This is a genomic window from Kitasatospora sp. NPDC088548, from assembly GCF_044753005.1.
Classification (GTDB): domain Bacteria; phylum Actinomycetota; class Actinomycetes; order Streptomycetales; family Streptomycetaceae; genus Kitasatospora.
Genome location: NZ_JBIVMI010000002.1, coordinates 514,273 through 532,107 on the forward strand (window position 1 = coordinate 514,273; position 17,835 = coordinate 532,107).

Below are 17,835 nucleotides of genomic sequence, written 5' to 3' on the forward strand. Positions count from 1 at the left end.
CCGGCGGGCGTGTCGTCCACCACCTGCGCCGACTGCTGCCCGACCCGGAACACCGTGATCGTCGTAGGCCCATCCGCTACTCGGCCACCGTGACCGCGCCCAGTCCGCACACGAGCGGCTCCGGGCCCGGCCACGGCACCGGCGGCTCCTCGCCTTCGAAGGCGACCGTGTCGTGGGCGAAGGTCACCGCAGCCGTGCGGCCGAAGCCGGCCCGCATACCGGCCGCCGTGCCCAGGGGCGTGCCGACCAGCAGCACCGAGCGCTCCGGTGCGGTCCGCAACAGTCTCATCGCCAGCTCGTACAGGCCCGGGTCGGGTGGTCCGGCGAGCCCGTAGTGCGCCGCATCCCCGGCATCCACGCAGAGGTCCACCAGGTCCGCCAGCCCGGCACGGCGCAGCAGGAGCTCGCCGCGCAGGCTGGTGGAGACCGCCGCCGTTCGGATACCGGCGGCGCGCAGGGCGAGCAGCAACCGGACGGCGCCGGTGCGCGGCGGTGCGCCCTGGGAGCGCAGGAGCTCCTCGAAGCGCTGGTCCTCGTGGCGGACCAGCAGGCGCAGCAGGTCCTCGTCTGACGGGCCGAGGTGCTGGGCCGCCAGGTCGGCGGCCACCGGGCGTGCGGCCAGAAGTGCGGCGGCGATGTCCGTGTCGAGCCGACCGGTGAGGTGGGCGGGCAGGTCCGACGTGGCGTCGAGGGTGCCTTGCGGACGGCCGGTGACGTGCGCGTACTGGGCCAGATAGGCGTCGAGGGTGTCCTGCCAGGCGATGACGCGCAGCGGCTGGGAGTCGGTCAGGACACGGTCCGCGTCGAGGACGACGGCACCCACCAGGCACGGTGCCAGCCGGACCGACGCCCGGTCGGCATCCGTCCCGGGCTCGTGCTGCTCCGCGCCGAGCGACCCCGTGACCGCGCCGTCGGCCGGCGGGGCCTCGACGGTGGAGGGCCGGTACTGGGCGGTGGACATCTCGGGCTCCCTCGGTCCGGTCCGACGACGATGGGGTACTCCGAACGGGTACATCTCAACCGTCCGCCGCCGAGACTCCCCCCGGCCAGGGCCGGCCGGCCCCGAATAGTGGGCCGCTGAGACCCGCGGACGGTCCGGCCGGCGTTGCCCCTGCTCCGGGGAGCGCGACTCGTCACCGGTCTCCTGGGTGATCCCGGCCGTAGCGCCGTGCCTGCTGCCGCAGGGATGCCGGTGCCCGGGCAGGGCCGCTCGCCTCGTTCCCGGGGCCGCCGGCCCTGTCTCCCGGCACCGGCCGGTGCCTACGGTTCGGTACAGGGCCCGAAAGTCGCCCGACCGCTCGGAGGCTCACGATCCGCGCGAGCCCGTCGCGTTTCTCTTCCGGGATCCGCGCACGTCACCCCGGGGTCTGTCCGGACGCGAGGCCGCCCGGCGCCGGGCGGTGTACGGCCCCGACACCCTCTCGCGGCGTGGCGGGCCGCGTTGGCCCCGCGAGCTCGCGCAGCAGTTCACCCACCCATTCGCCCTGCTGCTGGCACTCGCGGCCGTCCTCGCGGCCGTCAGCAACCCCCGGCTGCTCGGCGGCATCGGCTTCGCACTCGCCTTCGCCGCCGCGATCGTCCACCTGCCGCCCCTGCACCGCGTCTTCGGGACGGCGGCGCCCGGCCCCGCCCAGCCGGCCGTCGTGGCCCCGTTCCCGTTCGTCGTCTGGGGTGCGGTCGCCGGTGATCGGGAGCCCGGCGGCCGGCCGGCCTCGTCCCCCCGCTCGGGGAGGCCCGAACGGTCGTGCGCGAAGCCGAGGCGGGGCGGAGAGTTGGACGGGAGAGGGTTCACAACGGCCCCGGGCAGGCCCCCGCCGCACAGCGGCACGGCGCCCGGCGCGCGGTCGGGAGGCGAGGTACACGATGGACCGGAACATCCCGGCGACACGCCGGATCGTGGCCGGGGTGGACGGGTCGCCGTCGTCCCGGCAGGCGCTGCGGTGGGCGGTCGGCCAGGCCCGGTTGACCGGCGCCGAGGTGGAGGCGGTGCTCTGCTGGCTCCTCCCTCCGATGTACGGGCGCGCCCCGACGTCGGTGAACCGGGAGCTCGGCCATGCCGCCGAGAAGGTACTGGCCCAGGCGGTCGCCGAAGCGGTCGGCGACGACCGGCCGGTGGAGATCCGGGAGAGCGCCGTACTCGGCAATGCCGCCGAGATCCTGGTGGAGAGGTCCCGTGGGGCCGAGCTGCTCGTGGTGGGCAGCCGGGGCCACGGCGGGTTCGCCGGAGCCCTGCTCGGGTCGGTGGGCCAGCACTGTGTGCAGCACGCCTCGTGCCCGGTCGTTGTCGTCCGCGGCGACCCGAGGTGACCGCGCGCTCCAGGCCCGGGCTCGAACGGCGTGGGGACGTCAGGAGCCCTTTCCGACGCGCTCGACGGTGAGGTCGAGGAAGTGGGCCGAGCACGAGATGCACGGGTCGTGGTTGCGGATCGCCCGTTCGCAAAGGGCGGTCAGCTCTTCGTCGGTGGCGGCGCCGGCTCGCAGGCGTTCCTGCACCACATGGCGCAGGTCCTCCTCGATCGCACCCTGGTTCTGCGCGGTCGGCGGGACCAGGGCGGCTTCGGTGACGTTCCCTTCGCCGTCGATGGCGTAGCGGTGGTAGAGCAGCCCTCGCGGCGCTTCGGTGGCTCCGTGACCGGTGGCGGCTCGCACCGGCACGTCGACGTACGGACGCGGCGGGGGATCGTAGGCCTCGATGAGGCACAGCGCCTCGTCGACCGCGTAGAGCACCTCGACCGCCCGGACGACGATGCTGCGGAACGGGTTGCGGCAGACCGTGCCCCGGCGGGGGTCGCCGAGCCCGGCGTCCCAGGCGGCCTGGAGGGCGATCGGGGAGAGCCAGCGGCCACTGATCGCGTACCGGGCGAGCGAACCGGTGAGATGGCGACGACCGTCCAGCAGGGAGTGGAGGGCGGTGGAGTGGGACACCTGGCTCTCGACCACATGCTCGCCGAACTCGTGGACCTCGAAGCTCCGGGTGGGCAGCCTGCGGTCGGATCCCGCGGGCAGCCCGGCGGCTCGGGGGGCGGCCATGACCGTCGGGGTGCCCGACTCGATGGCGTAGCTGCCGGGTCGGGCCAGCGCGAGGAGGTCGTGGTCGCAGCCTGCGTCGGGGAACTCGAAGCCGGCCACCCAGCGCACCGTCTGCTGCGCGTCGTCCCGGGCTCGGCGCAACCGCTCGGCCAGCGGCCGTAGTTCGGCCGCGGTCGGGGTGCGGTGGAAGCCGCCGAGGCGGACGTTGACCGGGTGGATCGCCCGGCCGCCGAGCATCTCCATGATCGCGTTTCCGGCCTGCTTGAGCCGCAGGCCGCGTTCGACGTCCGCGCGGTGGGTACGGGCCAGGTCGATGACGCTGTCGCGGCCGAGGAAGTCGGGTGCGTGCAGGAGGTGGATGTGCAGCGTCTGGCTCTCGATCCACTCGCCGCAGTAGAGCAGCCGCCGCAAGGCCGCCAGTTGCCCGTCGACGACGGCGCCGCAGGCGTCCTCGACGGCCCGGCAGGCGCTCAGCTGGTAGGCGACCGGACAGATCCCGCAGATCCGGGAGGTGATGTCGGGCGGCTCGGTGTAGGAACGTCCGCGCAGGAACGCCTCGAAGAAGCGCGGAGGTTCGTAGATCGCCAGTCGGGCCTCGGCGACCTCTTCGCCGTCCATGCGCAGGTGCAGCGCGGTCTCGCCCTCGACCCGGGCGAGCGATCCGACGTGCAGGACCCTGGAGCCGCGGTGGGTCACCGTTCCGGTTCCTTCCGGGAGGCCGCGTCGAACTCGGGAGCGGCGGTGTTGAAGGTGCGCAGCACTCGCACGATGTCGAGGGTGTCCATGCCGTCGCGGCGCAACAGGGGGATGAAGGAGGGGAAGTTGGTCGAGTCGGCCGGGCCGAAGCAGCCGTAGCAGCCGCGCCCGTAGGTCGGGCAGATCGCTCCGCATCCGGCGTGGGTGACCGGGCCGAGGCAGGGTGTGCCGTGGGCCACGGTCACGCAGACCGTGCCGCGCTGCTTGCACTCGAAGCAGACGCTGTGCGCGGGTACGTCCGGCTTGCGCCCGGCCAGGTAGGCGGTGATGACCTCGACGAGTTGGCCGCGGTCGATGGGGCAGCCGCGCAGTTCGAAGTCGACGGTGACATGGGCGCTGATGGGTGTGGAGGTGGCGAGCGTCTCGATGTAGTCCGGCCTCGCGTAGACGACGGCCCGGAACTCGGCGATGTCCGCGTAGTTCCGAAGCGCCTGGACACCGCCGGCGGTCGCGCAGGCGCCGATGGTCACCAGGCGTCGTGAGACGGCGCGGATGTGCTGGATCCGGTCGACGTCCTGCTGGGTGGTGACCGAACCCTCGACCAGCGACAGGTCGTACGGGCCGGGGTCGGTCGCGCTGGACGCTTCCAGGAAGTGGGAGATCTCCACCTTCTCGGCGATCGCGAGGAGTTCGTCCTCGCAGTCCAGCAGCGTGAGCTGGCAGCCGTCACAGGAGGCGAACTTCCACACGGCGAGCTTCGGGCGGTCGCCGGCGGTCATGTCACAGCTCCCGGACCATGAGAAGGGGTCGGCCACGGGTCCAGTCGACGACGGGGCCGTCGCGACAGAGCAGGAGCGGTCCGAGCTGGCAGTGCCCGCAGTGGCCGGTTCCGCAGTGCATGTTCCGTTCGAGGGAGACCTGAATCCGGTCCGGGGCGACGCCGCGGTGCACCAGTTCGCCGGCGGTGGCCCGGATCATCGGCTCGGGGCCGCAGACGAACGCCGCCGCGGCCCCGGGGTCGAAGGCGGCCCGGTCGAGCAGGGTCGTGACGACCCCGACCTCACCCTGCCACCGCGTGTCGGGGCGGTCGACGGCGGTCAGAACCCTCGTGGCCGACCGCCAGTCGCGTACCTCCTCCGGGTAGAGCAGCTCGCGGGGTGTGCGCGCCCCGATCAGGACGTTCAGCCGTCCGTACCCCCCGGGTTCGGTGAGCGCGGCGCGTACGAGTGGGCGCAGCGGTGCCAGACCGATGCCGCCGGCGACCACCAACAGATCGAGCCCGGCCGCGGCGGGCAGCTCCCAGCCCGTGCCGAACGGGCCGCGCACCCCGATCGTCTCACCGGGTCGCAGGCCGTGCAGCGCGGCGGAGACCGCCCCGACCGCGCGGACGGTGTGGCTCAGCCGGTGCCCGTCGATCCCGCAGACCGACAGCGGGATGTCACCGGCGCCGAAGGCGTACACCATCGCGAACTGTCCCGGGGCGAAGGGCTGAAGGGGCGGCCCGACCGGCTCCAGGACGATGGTGGCGGTGTCCGGCGTCTCGGCGTCCCGTGCCACCACCCGGTACGGGACGGGAGGCGCCGCCGCTCTGGTCATCGTGCCCCGCCGTCTCCGGGAAGCCCGTAGAGGTCCAGCAGCCGGGTTCGGGTGGCCTTCAGCCGCCGGGCGATCACCTGTGCGACACAGTTCGTCACCGCCAGACCGAACGCCGGTTCCTCCTGGCACGCGTCGCGGACGCGCTGCGCGTCGAACTCGGACGCCAGCACGATCCCGCGGGTCAGCGCACCGAGATGCCAGCGGTACGGCTCGAACAACCAGGACCAGCCGAGCAGATCGCCGTCGCCGAGGGTCTCCACGACGGCCTCGCGCCGGCCCGGAACGTGGACGTCGAGGGCGACGAGCCCGGAACGGATGATCCAGAACCGGTCGGCAACGCCGTCCTCCTCGAAGATCCGGGTGCCCGCGGGGTAGGAGACCTCGTAGGAGAGGGCCAGCAGGCGGTCGCGGTGACCGGGCCGCAGGGCGTCGAGGAAGCCGTGGCGGTCCGCGGTCACGAAGGACCCTCCGCCCCCGCCCGGGGGGCCCCGCCGTCCCGTTCCCGGTGCAGCGCGTGGGCCTCCTCGGTGATGTCGATGCCCACCGGGCACCACACGATGCAGCGACCGCAGCCGACGCAGCCCGAACTGCCGAACTGGTCGTACCAGGTGCCGAGTTTGTGGGTGGCCCACTGCCGGTAGCGACTGCGCGGGGTGTCACGGACCGGCCCCGCCTGAAGATGGGAGAAGTCCAGGTCGAAGCAGGACTCCCAACGGCGCCACCGCTCGGCGTGGTCACCGGTCAGGTCGGTGACGTCCTCGGCCGTGGTACAGAAGCAGGTCGGGCAGACCATCGTGCAGTTGCCGCAGGTCAGGCAGCGTGCCGCGACGTCGTCCCAGCGCTCGGCCGTGAGGGTTCCGCGCATCAGCGCCTGCAGGTCCACCGGCGGCATGCTGCGGCCCATCCGGTCGGCCGCCCCGGCGACCCGCTCGCGGGCGGCCGACCGGGTGGCCTGATCGGCGGGGCGGCATGGCAGCTCGGCCAGGACCGACTCCCCCTCCTCGCTCCCGGCCCGCACCAGGAAGCGGTGGCCTTCGGCATCGATCACCTCGGTCAACGCCAGGTCGTAGCCCGGCCCGACGGCCGGCCCGGTCCCCATGGACACACAGAAACAGGTCGCCCCCGGTTCGGTGCACTCCACCGCCACCAGGAACGCCCGCTCCCGGCGGCCACGGTAGGCCGGATCGCGGTGCCTCCCGCCGGTCAGCACCCGGTCCTGGATCGCGATGGCCCGCAGATCGCAGGGGCGTACGCCGAGGAACGCGTACGACGGCGGTGGTGTCCGGTCCTCGGTCACCACCAGCCCGCCGTCGGCATCCCGGTCCGCCGTCCACTGCCGCTCCCGTGGCGGGTGCAGGAACGTCTTCCAGGACTGCGGGCCGGCGCTGTGCGCGAACGCGGCGCCGTCCTCGCGGGCCCGCAGCCGGTACGTCCCGGCCTCCAGCTCGACCCCCCAGCCGTAGGGGAGCTCGTCGCCACCGGAGAGCTCGGCGAGGACGACCGCCCCGTCGCGGACCGTCGGACCGACGACCGTGCGACCGCGCCCGGCGAGGACCGCGATCAGTGTGTTCAGCCCGTCCCTGTCCGTCACCACGGCGCCGTCCGCCATGTCAACCTCCCCGCACAGATCACGCCGTCCCGGCAGGCAGCCGTCCTCGCCAGTATGTGCGCCGGGCAGCGACCGGCGGACCCGGTGTGGTCCAGGTGGCGGTGTCCGTGACCCGTACGGCCCCCGTACGACCGTGGCGCGGCTGAGGGCCACGACGGGCGGGGAGAGCGAAGCGCATGGATGTCACCGCACGGATCGCCGTCATCGGCGTCGGAAACGAGTACCGCCACGACGACGGTGTGGGCTGGGCCGTCGTCGCCCGGCTGGCGAAGCGGGCCGAACAGCGGCCCCTGCCGGGCGGGACCGTCCTGCGCGTGTGCGACGGCGACCCCGCCCGGCTGATCACCCTGTGGGAGGGCGCCGAGCTCGCCGTCGTGGTGGACGCCGCACACGCGCACCCCGGGCGTCCCGGCCGGGTGCACCGTCTGGCGCTGGAGGGTGCGCGGCGGACGCCGGGCGGCGCGACGAGCTCCCACGGCCTCGGTCTCGGCGAAGCCGTCGAACTCGCCCGGGTGCTGGGCCGCCTCCCCCGGCGGCTCGTCGTCTACGCCGTCGAAGGAGCCGACGGCAGTTTGGGCACCGGTCTGTCGGCACCGGTCGCGGCCGTCGTGGCACCGCTGGCCGAACGGATCGCGGCGGAGATCGCGCTGTGCCGGGTGCCCCCCTCGACGGCGCGGGACGGCGCTGTCCGTCCCTGAGACCTGGGCGAACCATCCCTGAGGCCTGAGCGAACCGGCGCCCGGGGCGGCGTCGGCCGTAACCGGAGAGCCGTCCCCGATCGCCCGTTGCCGGGCTGCCGTTCCCGCCCTGGTGGTCGCCACGTCTCCCCGGACGTTTCGAATCAGCGCGTCAGAAGTCGCCCGCTAGGGTCGGCGACCTGCCGCTGCCGACCCGGCGGCCGGTGATCTTCTCCGTGCGGACGCGTACCCAGAGCGGTCGGTCGCCGCCGGCCCACGGCGTGGTGCCGGGCAGCCGCCGCAGGTGACGGACGGTGTCGGGGTCGTCGACGTGCTCGGCTCTGCCGAGGATGAGGACGCTCCAGCCCTGGCTCAGGTGATCGTCGATCCGGTCGACCTGGAACGCTACCGAGGCTCCGTCGTCCGGCGCCGCGGCGCCTTGTGCGGCTGTCCGGTAGACGATCGTCGCGGCGTCCACGGTGTAGTTGACCGGGAAGACCGCGGGGCCCGGTTCGACGGGCAGGGCGATCCGGCCCACACCGTGGGTACCGACCCTGTCCCAGCACTCGGCGGTGGTGAGGTGGACCAGCAGCGGACGCGGCCCGGCGTCCGGCTGTCCCGGCGGGGCGTCGGCGCGCCCCTCGACCAGTTCCTGGTAGGTGAGCCGCAGGGCGGCGGCGATCCGCAGGAAGCCACCCGGGTCGAAGTCCGGTCCGGTCTCCAGAAGGTACTTGAGGTAGCGCGGCGCCATGGCCGCCTGGTTCGCCAGCACCTCATCGGTCAGGCCGAGTTGGGAACAGCGATCGGCGACCCTGCGCGCGACGGCTGCGGGATCGACGCGGCGGACGGCTTCGTTGTGGAGGTTCTGGTTCACCGTGTGCTCCTTGGCTCGCCGGTGTCGGTTTCACGTCCGGAAGAGCGCGACCTTGAGGGCGCCGTCGGTGCCCGCGTCGGCGAAGATGTCGTAGGCGCGGGTGCACAGCTCGAAGGATGCGGGGACGCCGACCGCCTCGATGGGGTCGCGCACCGCGGGGTCGGGGACGTCGCCCCAGGTCCGACGGCCCGGTCCGTGGTAGGTCAGCGCCTTCATGGCCTGGTCACTCCTGTCGCACCTTGCCGGAGCGCGACGGCTGCGGTGCCGTCCCGTCCTCCCCTCCAGCGTTCCTCGGGCGACGGGTGATCGCCATGGGCCGGGCGGGGCCGGCGGCTGGGGCCGATGGGCCCTGGTGGCCCAGCGGGACACGACGCGCCCGGGCCGCCGCGTCTAGTCTGGGCAGTGGCACCCGGCGAGTCTCGGAGGAACCGGTGGGCAGCGAAGCGGAGAGTTCGACTCCTCTGCCGCACCTGCGTCTGGACGACCTGCTGGACGAGCTCCAGACCAGGCTGAACGCCGCGCGCGGCACCCGGGACCGGGTGCACAGCCTGCTGGAGGCGGTCCTGGCGGTGGGCCGGGAGCTGGAACTGACCCAGGCGCTGCAGCACATCGTCGAGGCGGCGGTCACCCTGGTGGACGCCGGGTACGGCGCACTCGGGGTGATCGGTGAGGACCAGCGGCTCTCCCAGTTCATCCCGGTCGGTATGACCGACCAACAGGTGAAGCGGATCGGAGCGCTGCCGTCCGGTCACGGGGTCCTGGGCGAGCTGATCCGCAACCCGGTGCCACTGCGGCTCGGCCGGATCTCGGACCATCCGTCGTCCTACGGGTTCCCGGCCGACCATCCGCCGATGCGGAGCTTCCTCGGGGTGCCGATCCGGGTCAGGGACAAGGTGTTCGGCAACCTCTACCTGACCGAGAAGCGGGGCGGCGGCGAGTTCGACGCCGAGGACGAGTCGGTGCTCGCCACTCTGGCCGTGGCCGCCGGGGTCGCGATCGACAACGCCCGTCTGTACACGCAGACCAGGCTGCGCGAGCGCTGGCTGACGGCCAACGCGGAGATCACCAGCAGTCTGCTGTCCGGAAGTTCCGAGCAGCAGGTGCTCGACCTGCTGCTCGCCCGGGCGGCCGGGATCGCCGGCGCCGACCTCGCGGTGGTCGCGCTGCCACTGCCCGGCTCCGACGACCTGAAGGTGCGGACCGCCGTCGGACTCGGGGAACAGCAGCACCGCGACCTGGTCCTCCCGCTGGACGGCTCCTTCGTCGGCGCCGCCGCCCGGACCGGCGGGCTCGTGGTGAGCTGCGATGTACGGAACGACCCGAGGATCACCGTCGGTCCGCCGCGTTGGGAGGGCTTGGGACCCGCCGTCGCGGTACCGATCGGCATTGCGGGGCACGGGGTGCGCGGGGTGCTGATGCTGGCCCGCGCGACAGGATCGCCCGTGTTCGGTGAGGACGAGTCCGGGCCGTTGCTGGGCTTCGCGGGCCAGGCTGCGGTGGCCATGGAGCTGGGTGAGCGGCGTCGGGACTCCGAACAGGTCGGGCTGCTCCAGGAGCGCGACAGGATCGCCCGCGACCTGCACGACCTTGCCATCCAGCGGCTGTTCGCCACCGGGATGACCCTCCAGGGTGCCGTCCGCTTCATCGACCACCCGGAGGCCGCCGACCGGGTCCTGCGGGCGATCGACGACCTCGACGAGACCGCGAAGACCATCCGGGCCACCATCTTCGGCCTGCGCGCCCGCGAAGCCGGCCCCGCGTCGAAGGGGCTTCGTTCCCAGGTGGTCCAGGTGGTCGAGCGTGCGGCGCGGACTCTCGGCTTCGCGCCGGGTCTGCGGATGGCCGGTCTGCTCGACGTCGCGGTGCCACCGCTGATCGCGGAGGGCACGGTCGCCGTGCTGGAGGAGGCGCTGTCCAACGCCGCCCGGCATGCCGTCGCGAGCGCGGTCGACGTGTCGCTGACGGCAGGATCCGACCTGACACTCACCGTCACGGACAACGGCGTGGGCCTCCCCGAGGACGGTCGACGCAGCGGGCTGGCCAATCTGGCCGAACGGGCCGTCGAGCTCGGCGGCACGTTCAGCGCCCGGGCACGGCCCGGCGGCGGCACCGAACTGGCCTGGCGCGTCCCGCTGCCCTAGGTTTCCCGGTCCAGGACATCGGCGGCCGCCAGACGGGGCGTGGGCGCGCCCTCGGGGCCGTAGCCGAGCCGGACCAGCATCTGCACGTGCCCCGGCCGCTGGTGCGGCTCCCTGGTGGTCCAGCGCAGGTGCGGCCACTCCATCGCCTGGTGCAGGAGCGAGGCCCGGACACCGTGCACGGTGGCGGTCAGCAGGACGTGCTCCAGGGCGAGCCCGGTGCGCAGCCAGTCCTCGGGGCGGTCGTGCTCGGTGGTGAGCACCGCGATGCGCGGCTCGCGTTCGAACGACGCGAACGGTTGGTGCTCGGTGGGACGGATGGCGGAGAAGTCCCGCATCGGCAGCCGGCCGGCCCGGTCCTGCGGGCCCAGCGCGCGGACCGGGATTCCGTACGGCGGCTGGTCCCCGCTCCGGATCCAGCTACGGCTCTCGGCCCGCTGCGCGGGGTCGGTGGTGCTGCGGCGCTCGGCCTCGGTGGTGATCTCCAGCAGCCGGGCCGTCTCCTGCCGGTCGGGCAGCTGGAGCGTGGCCCCCTCCACCCGCGCGGCCGCCACCAACTGGTCCAGGACGTCCGCCGGGACGGGCCGTCCGGTGAACGGGGTACGGATGGAGTGGCGGTGCCAGATCGCGTCGTACAGCTCCTCGGTGCCGGGGAGCCGCACGGGGGACGCCTCGTCCAGCCGGACGCCGGCGAACAGGTCCGGTTCGGCGGGGTCGGGCAGCAGGCGCACCACGGGTGCCCAGCCGAGGTGGCGGGCGGCGACCCGCAGATTGAGTACCGCCGCGCCGACGGAGATGTGCATCGCCCGCCCCTGGGGGTCCGCGGCCGGTACGGCACGCTCCCGCACGGCGCGCACCTCCAGGATCGAGGTTTCGGGCTGGAGCCGGAAGTGCCAGGGCTGGCTGTTGTGGATCGAGGGGGCGGCGACCGCGGCGGAGACCAGTTTCTCCAGGGCGGTGGCGTCGAGGGCGAGCGTGGACATGGCGGTCTCCCGGGGTGTGCCGTCAGCAGGAGGGCGGTCCGCCGCCGGGGCACGGTGTCCCCCGGCGGTTGCCTCATCCCCACCGTGCTGCCCGGACCCGGCTCCGCGCTTGGGCCGACCGGCTCTGTCGGCGGGGCCGGTCGGCCTCAGCGCGAACGGTCGGACCGGTGTTCCGGGTCGGCGTGGGCCGCGAGCACCGCCGCCTGGAGACGCCGTTCCACGCCCAGCTTGGCGAGCAGCCGCGAGACGTGGTTCTTGACGGTCTTCTCGGCCAGGTAGAGCTCCTGGCCGATCTGCCGATTGGTCTTGCCCTCCCCCACCAGGGCGAGGATCTCCCGCTCACGCGGGGTCAGCTGGGACAGGACCGTCCCGGTGTCGGCCTCCTCGTGGTGGCGCAGACTCTCCATGAGCTTGCGCGTGGTCGCCGGATCGAGCATGGACTGACCGGAGGCCACCGTCCGCACCGCGCCCACGAGGTCGGCGCCCTTGACCTGCTTCAGCACATAGCCTGCGGCACCCGCCATGATCGCGTCCAGCAGGGCGTCGTCGTCGTCGAAGGACGTCAGCATCAGGCAGACCAGATCCGGCATCCGGTCGCGCAGCTCCCGGCAGACGGTGACCCCGTCACCGTCCGGCAGACGGACGTCGAGGACGGCGACCTGCGGCCGCAGCGCCGGGATACGGGCGAGCGCCTGCGCGCAGCTGCCCGCCTCACCGACGACCTCGATGTCGGTTTCCGCTTCCAGCAGATCGCGCACCCCACGCCGGACCACCTCGTGGTCGTCCAGCAGGAACACCCGCACGGGCCCCGCGGACTCGGCGGGTTGCACGGGCTCGGTCACGTCCATCGCCGGCTCCCCGGGTGTTGGTGTCCTCTCCCCACCGATTCTGCGCGCCGGACCACCGCAGCGCACCGGAGGAGAAGGACCGGCCGTCCGGCTCCGCCCCGACCGGGTACCGAGAACGGTGGACGAGCGGCTCGGCCGGGGAGCGGCCCGACGGCCCGTTGCGCAGACTGGAAGGACGCCGACAGCACGGAGGCCGCGCGTGGAACCGGACACCGCCACGACGACGGCGGCCAACGCCGCGATGCCCGATCCGTGGACCCTGTGCTACCAGGGCTTCGACCCGGCCGAGGAGGGGCTGCGGGAGGTCCTCTGCGCGGTCGGCAACGGCTACCTCGTCAGCCGGGGCGCCGCACCCGAGTCGGTCGCCGACTGCGTCCACTACCCGGGCACCTACCTGGCCGGCTGCTACGACCGCGCCGCCTCGACGGTCGCGGGCCGGGTGGTCACCAACGAGGACCTGATCAACACCCCGAACTGGCTGCCCCTGACCTTCCGCCCCGTCGGCGGCACGTGGTTCACCGGCCCGCCCGCCGAGCAGGCCCTGGAGCTCGACCTCCGGCGCGGTGTCCTGACCCGGACCGCCCTGGTGGTGGACTCCGGCGGGCGCCGGACCCGGCTTGTCCAGCGGCGGATCGCCAGCCAGGCGCAACCGCACCTGCTCGTCCTGCAGTGCACGCTGACGGCGGAGAACTGGTCCGGTCCGGTGGAGATCCGCTCGGAGCTGGACGGCACCGTCACCAACACCGGAGTCGCGCGCTACCGCGGCCTGGCCGACCGCCACCTCCTCCCCGTCGGCCAGGGCGTGGACGAGGACGGTCTGCTCTGGCTGGAGGTCGCCGCCATCGGGTCGCCGCTGCACATCGCGCTCGCGGCCCGCACCCGCCTGCACCACGCGGGCGGCGCGCCCGTCCCGGCCCACCGCACCGAGGAGTTCCGGGACGGCCGGGCGGCCCAGACCCTCGCGGTGGAGATCCGGCGGAACCGCCCGGTGACGATCGAGAAGACCGTCGCGGTCCACACCTCCCGCGACCCGGCGATCGAGGCGCCCCTGCCCGCCTCCCGGCTCCTGGCCGCGCAGGCCGCCGCCTTCGACCGGCTGCTGACCGAACACTCCGTGCGCTGGGCGGAGTTGTGGGGCCGCTGCCGGATCGAGGCGGACTTCGACGGCGCCGGCCCGCTGCACCTGAACCTGTTCCACCTGCTCCAGACGTACTCCGAGCACTCCGCCGACCTCGACGTCGGCATCCCGGCCCGCGGGCTGCACGGCGAGGCGTACCGGGGCCACGTCTTCTGGGACGAACTGTTCGTCCTCCAACTGCTCAACCCGCGCTTCCCCGAACTCGCCCGGGCCGTCCTGCGTTATCGCCACCGGCGGCTGGGCGCCGCCCGGCAGAGCGCCCGCGAAGCAGGACTGCGCGGCGCCATGTACCCGTGGCAGAGCGCGAGCGACGGCCGCGAGGAGTCCCAGCGGCTGCACCTGAACCCGCTCTCCGGCCGCTGGCTGCCCGACCGCAGCCACCTCCAGCGGCACGTCGGCTCGGCGGTCGCCTACAACGTCTGGCAGTACTACCAGGCCACCGGTGACATGGACTTCCTCTCCGAGGCCGGAGCCGAGATGCTGTTGGAGATCGCCCGGTTCTGGTGCTCGACCGCCACCTACGACCCCCGGCGGAAACGCTATTCGATCCGCGGTGTGCTCGGCCCGGACGAGTACCACGACGCCTACCCGTGGGCGGCCGGTCCCGGCCTGGACGACAACGCCTACACCAATGTGCTGGCCTCCTGGGTGCTGGCCCGCGCCCTGGACACCGTACGGATCCTCCCGGAGTACCGCCGCGACGAACTGCTGGAACGACTGGCGCTGGACAGCGCCGAGCTCGACCGCTGGCAGGACGTCGGGCGGCGTCTGCACGTCCCCTTCCACGACGGGGTGCTCAGCCAGTTCGACGGTTACCAACGGCTCGACGAACTCGACTGGACGGCCTACCGGCACCGCTACCCCGACCTGCGCCGGCTCGACCGGATCCTGGAGGCCGAGGGCGACACCGTCAACCGCTACCGGGTGTCCAAGCAGGCGGACGTGCTGATGCTCTGGTACCTGTTCTCCGCCCGCGAGGTCCGCGACCTGCTCCGGCGGCTCGGCTACCCTGCCGGGCACGAGCTGCTGCGCCGCACCACCGGGTACTACCTGCGGCGTACCGTCCACGGCTCGACGCTCAGCTCCGTGGTGCATGCCTGGGTGCTCACCCGCTCCGACCGCCGCGCCTCCTGGCGGTACTTCCGCGACGCCCTGGTGGCCGACCTCCGGGACGCCCAGGGCGGCACCACCGCCGAGGGCATCCATCTCGGCGCGATGGCCGGCGCGGTCGACCTGCTGCAACGCTGCTACACCGGCCTGGAGATCCGCGAGGACGCACTCTGGCTCGATCCCCGTCTGCCGTCCGCCCTTGGCCGCCTGGAGCTGGAACTCCGCTACCGCGGCCACTGGGGTGTGGTGATCGCCACCGACCGGCGGGCGGTGACGGTGAGCCTGCGGCAGAGCCGCCAGGAGCCCGTCCAGATCCGGTTCCGGGGAGCGCCGACCATCGTCCGGCCCGGTGAGCGACACACCTTCAGTCTGTGAGCCGGCCGGACCGGAGCAGTCCACCGTACGACGTGCGGTGCGCCGGCGTGGACCAGCCGGTCGATGCCGTACTCGTCCGGTCCGCCACTGGCGGTGATGCCCGGGGCCGAGCAGGTGTATCGCGGGCCGGGGTGCACCGACACGGTCGCACTGCGGGACGAGCCCGCGCCCGAGGACACCATCCCGCTGCTGGAGACGGTGATGTCGGGCGGTGAGCGGACCGCCGCACGGCCTCCGCTCGCCCGGGCCCGGGCCGCTTTCGAGACCGACCTGGCCCGGCTCCCCGCCGGTGCACGTCGGATCAACGCTCCGCAGCCGCCGGCCGTGGCCGTCTCCGGCCGTCTGCGCCGGCACACCGGCGACGTCCGGCGGCTGATCGAGAACCGGCTGCGGGCCGGACAACCGGTGCCCCGTGCGGTCCGGCCCTCCCGCATGGGGCCGGACGGCCCTCGCACCGAACGCCCCGGTCTCCCTACCGTGGGAGCAGGGCCGGTCGTCACGGACCGGCCGGCCGATCCGGTGGAGGAGCCATGACATCCGCCAGCGAGCGCCGCCCGGTCGTCCTCGGCGTGGACACCCTCACCCCGGGGAGGATGGTGGTGGCCTGGGCGGCCGACGAGGCCGACCGCCGCAGACTCTCTCTGCGGATGGTCCACGCCCTTCCGCCGGTGTCCGAGGATCCGCATGCCTTCAAGGAGTTGCGGGAGCGCGGCGACCGGGCCCTGGACGATGCCGCGGCCTTCGCCCGCCGACGGCACCCGAACCTGTCGGTGGCCACCGCCGTCAAGGAGGCGGCACCCGCCCCGCTCCTCTGCCGGGAGTCCGCCCACGCCGCACTCGTCGTCCTCGGCTCGCGCCGGCTGAACCGGCTGGAGGAGGTGCTGAGCACGTCCTCGGTGACCGTCCCGGTGAGCGCCCAGGCCCACTGCCCGGTGGTGGTCGTCCGCGAACCCGAGCACGTCACCCAGGAGCCGCCGTACGTGGTGGTCGGTGTGGACGGCAGCCCGTCGTCCGGGGCGGCCGTGGACTTCGCCTTCGACCTCGCCGAACGGCGGCAGGCCGCGCTGCGCGCCGTCTGGGTCTGGCAGTCGCACCTGGACGGCCACGTCGACGAGGGCGCGACCGTCCAGACCCTGCGGCGGCGGCTGGGCGAGACCACGGCCGGACGCCGGGCCGTCCACCCCGATGTCACGCTCACGCACGAGGTGATCCGCGGCCACCCCGTCGAGGAACTCGCCAAAGCCTCCGAGCACGCGCTCGCCGTCGTGGTGGGGCGTCGTGGGCGTGGCGGGTTCACCGGCATGCGGCTCGGGTCCGTCCCGCACGGCCTGCTGCACCGCGCCCACTGCCCGGTCGTCACAGTGCCCTCCGCCCCGGGCGGCGGACGCTGACCACCGGCGTCGCGGTCCCGGCCGGTCCGTCCGCCGCCGGGCCCGCTCCCCTCGCGGACTCGCGGCCCGTGGTCCCACGATGGAGGTACCGGACACGCCTCGCCCCCGTCCCGGCGGGCCGCGCGGACACACCGGCGGCACCGGTCCCCGTGGACGGGCCCGCGTGGCCCGCCCCCGAACGAACGGACGCGAACATGAACGAGGGCACCGCACCCCAGCCGGCCCGCACCAAACGGTGGACCCTTCGCCTGGACCTCTTCGAGGAGGGGGACGTCACCAAGGTGCACGCCGTACTCGACACCGGCGACAACACGCTGGAGAGCCGGACCACGGCCCGTCGCAACCCCCACGACGACCCCGTACCGGAGATCGGCGACGAGTACGCGGCGGGGCGGGCCCTGGTGGACCTCGGACACCAACTGCTCCGCGCCGGTGTCACCGACGCGGCCACGAACGCCCCGTTCCCGCCGTCCTGACCTGTCGGCGCTGCCCCGCCACACGCGCTGCCCGGTGGCGGCCGTCCGGTACGGCTGACGCGCCGGCATTCCGGTACCGGCGGGCCCGGGCCTGCCGTGGCGGGCGCTCCCTGACCGTGCGGGGTGGCGACGCGCCCGCCGTCCCGGGTTCACCGTCGCGGCCGAACTCGTGCCCGGTGGCGGTCGTTCCGCTGTGGGCCGGGGTGCGGTCAGCCGGCCGGTGGCCCGCCGTCGTCGAGGTCCCAGGCGAGGTGGTCGGCGAGGCCGGTGAGTCCCTCGATGCGGGCGATCTGGAGGCAGAGCGCCCCGGCGTCGCTGCGGGTGCGGGTGCGGCCGGCTACCCAGACGCGGCCGCGCTCACAACGGATGTGCAGTGCGCCGGGGACGATGCCAGTACCAGGGGTGAGGGCGAGGGTGAGCGCCTCGGCACGGATCTCCTCGTCGTCGCGGCGCAGGGCGTCGAGCAGGTCGTGCGAGGAGAGCAGGCCGGTGAGGTGGCCGTCGGCGTCCACGACGGGCAGGTGGTGCAGGGACTTGCGGCTCAGCAGGGCGAGCGCCTCGGCGGTGCTCAGGTCCTCGGTGGCGGTGACCGCCGGGGCGGCCATCAGGTCGCGGGCCAGCAGTTCCCGCTGCGGGTCCTCCTCGGCGTAGGCGGCGAGCAGGTCTGAGACGGCGACCACGCCGGTGACCGTACCGTCCGCCGTCACCACGGGCACGATGCCCCGCCGGGAGGCGCTCAGCACGGCGGCGACGGTGGCGAAGTCCGTCCCGGGGGTGACGGCGACCCCGGGGCGGCTCATGCAGTCGCGGACCCGGGTGCGGGCGGCGGGCGGTGCGGGATGGGACGACGGGAAGGTGTCGGCCGCCGTGCCGTCGAGGATGCTGTGCTTCACG

18 protein-coding genes and 1 pseudogene are annotated in these 17,835 nt (G+C 73.8%); 8 read left to right on the forward strand and 11 right to left on the reverse strand.

The window, feature by feature from the left end:
* Nucleotides 1–76: 76 nt before the first annotated feature.
* On the reverse strand, nt 77–961 hold the full coding sequence (locus tag ACIP82_RS05155) for an HAD family hydrolase (RefSeq protein ID WP_400651014.1): 885 nt from the start codon (nt 959–961) through the stop codon (nt 77–79).
* Between the two features lie 439 nt (nt 962–1,400).
* Between ACIP82_RS05155 and ACIP82_RS05160 the strand changes: the two are divergent.
* Nucleotides 1,401–1,451: pseudogene (locus ACIP82_RS05160) on the forward strand (hypothetical protein); the annotation flags it as partial.
* Nucleotides 1,452–1,863: 412 nt separating this feature from the next.
* Nucleotides 1,864–2,307 (forward strand): universal stress protein, encoded by a 444-nt coding sequence (locus tag ACIP82_RS05165; RefSeq protein WP_400651016.1) that lies wholly within the window; start codon nt 1,864–1,866, stop codon nt 2,305–2,307.
* Nucleotides 2,308–2,346: 39 nt separating this feature from the next.
* On the opposite strand, the gene ACIP82_RS05170 is transcribed toward ACIP82_RS05165, so the two are convergent.
* From ACIP82_RS05170 to ACIP82_RS05190, 5 genes are read right to left on the reverse strand one after another with little or no spacing between them, the layout of a single operon-like run.
* Nucleotides 2,347–3,726, reverse strand: coding sequence for a Ni/Fe hydrogenase subunit alpha (locus tag ACIP82_RS05170; RefSeq protein WP_400651019.1), 1,380 nt, complete (start codon nt 3,724–3,726; stop codon nt 2,347–2,349).
* Nucleotides 3,723–4,505 (reverse strand): oxidoreductase, encoded by a 783-nt coding sequence (locus tag ACIP82_RS05175; protein WP_400651022.1) that lies wholly within the window; start codon nt 4,503–4,505, stop codon nt 3,723–3,725. Before ACIP82_RS05175 ends, ACIP82_RS05170 begins: the two co-directional genes overlap by 4 nt.
* Before the next feature lies 1 nt (nt 4,506).
* Nucleotides 4,507–5,322, reverse strand: a complete 816-nt coding sequence (locus ACIP82_RS05180; protein ID WP_400651024.1) for an FAD/NAD(P)-binding protein — start codon at nt 5,320–5,322, stop codon at nt 4,507–4,509.
* On the reverse strand, nt 5,319–5,780 hold the full coding sequence (locus ACIP82_RS05185; protein ID WP_400651026.1) for a Crp/Fnr family transcriptional regulator: 462 nt from the start codon (nt 5,778–5,780) through the stop codon (nt 5,319–5,321). Before ACIP82_RS05185 ends, ACIP82_RS05180 begins: the two co-directional genes overlap by 4 nt.
* Entirely contained in the window at nt 5,777–6,931 is a 1,155-nt protein-coding gene (locus ACIP82_RS05190) for a 4Fe-4S dicluster domain-containing protein (RefSeq protein ID WP_400651028.1), read from the reverse strand. The genes ACIP82_RS05185 and ACIP82_RS05190 overlap by 4 nt, the downstream gene beginning before the upstream one ends.
* Before the next feature lie 176 nt (nt 6,932–7,107).
* Here ACIP82_RS05190 and ACIP82_RS05195 point away from each other — a divergent pair, with 176 nt between their 5' ends.
* Nucleotides 7,108–7,629 carry a hydrogenase maturation protease gene (locus ACIP82_RS05195; RefSeq protein ID WP_400651031.1) on the forward strand — a complete coding sequence of 174 codons (522 nt, stop codon included), beginning with the start codon at nt 7,108–7,110 and terminating at the stop codon, nt 7,627–7,629.
* A gap of 151 nt (nt 7,630–7,780) precedes the next feature.
* On the opposite strand, the gene ACIP82_RS05200 is transcribed toward ACIP82_RS05195, so the two are convergent.
* Both ACIP82_RS05200 and ACIP82_RS05205 read right to left on the reverse strand, forming a co-directional pair.
* Nucleotides 7,781–8,482, reverse strand: a complete 702-nt coding sequence (locus tag ACIP82_RS05200; RefSeq protein WP_400651032.1) for a pyridoxamine 5'-phosphate oxidase family protein — start codon at nt 8,480–8,482, stop codon at nt 7,781–7,783.
* Between the two features lie 30 nt (nt 8,483–8,512).
* Entirely contained in the window at nt 8,513–8,698 is a 186-nt protein-coding gene (locus ACIP82_RS05205; RefSeq protein WP_400651035.1) for a hypothetical protein, read from the reverse strand.
* Between the two features lie 215 nt (nt 8,699–8,913).
* Between ACIP82_RS05205 and ACIP82_RS05210 the strand changes: the two genes are divergently transcribed.
* On the forward strand, nt 8,914–10,623 hold the full coding sequence (locus ACIP82_RS05210) for a GAF domain-containing protein (RefSeq protein ID WP_400651038.1): 1,710 nt from the start codon (nt 8,914–8,916) through the stop codon (nt 10,621–10,623).
* Here ACIP82_RS05210 and ACIP82_RS05215 read toward each other — a convergent pair.
* Together ACIP82_RS05215 and ACIP82_RS05220 are read right to left on the reverse strand one after the other, a co-directional pair.
* On the reverse strand, nt 10,620–11,603 hold the full coding sequence (locus ACIP82_RS05215; RefSeq protein ID WP_400651040.1) for an Acg family FMN-binding oxidoreductase: 984 nt from the start codon (nt 11,601–11,603) through the stop codon (nt 10,620–10,622). The genes ACIP82_RS05210 and ACIP82_RS05215 overlap by 4 nt on opposite strands.
* Before the next feature lie 146 nt (nt 11,604–11,749).
* Entirely contained in the window at nt 11,750–12,451 is a 702-nt protein-coding gene (locus ACIP82_RS05220) for a response regulator (protein WP_400651043.1), read from the reverse strand.
* Nucleotides 12,452–12,650: 199 nt separating this feature from the next.
* On the opposite strand from ACIP82_RS05220, the gene ACIP82_RS05225 reads away from it, so the two are divergent.
* The 4 genes from ACIP82_RS05225 (at nt 12,651) to ACIP82_RS05240 (ending at nt 16,941) form a co-directional block, all read left to right on the forward strand.
* Complete coding sequence (locus ACIP82_RS05225; protein WP_400651046.1) at nt 12,651–15,074, forward strand: glycoside hydrolase family 65 protein; 2,424 nt, start codon at nt 12,651–12,653, stop codon at nt 15,072–15,074.
* A 63-nt stretch (nt 15,075–15,137) separates the two neighbouring features.
* Nucleotides 15,138–15,608, forward strand: coding sequence for a hypothetical protein (locus ACIP82_RS05230; RefSeq protein WP_400651049.1), 471 nt, complete (start codon nt 15,138–15,140; stop codon nt 15,606–15,608).
* Nucleotides 15,605–16,465, forward strand: a complete 861-nt coding sequence (locus ACIP82_RS05235) for a universal stress protein (RefSeq protein WP_400651052.1) — start codon at nt 15,605–15,607, stop codon at nt 16,463–16,465. The genes ACIP82_RS05230 and ACIP82_RS05235 overlap by 4 nt, the downstream gene beginning before the upstream one ends.
* Nucleotides 16,466–16,659: 194 nt before the next feature.
* Complete coding sequence (locus tag ACIP82_RS05240) at nt 16,660–16,941, forward strand: dsRBD fold-containing protein (RefSeq protein ID WP_363612810.1); 282 nt, start codon at nt 16,660–16,662, stop codon at nt 16,939–16,941.
* Nucleotides 16,942–17,150: 209 nt separating this feature from the next.
* Here the strand turns inward: ACIP82_RS05240 and ACIP82_RS05245 are convergent, their stop codons facing one another.
* A complete protein-coding gene (locus ACIP82_RS05245; RefSeq protein WP_400651055.1) occupies nt 17,151–17,834 on the reverse strand; it encodes an HPP family protein in 684 nt (227 codons plus the stop codon).
* Nucleotide 17,835 lies beyond the last annotated feature (1 nt).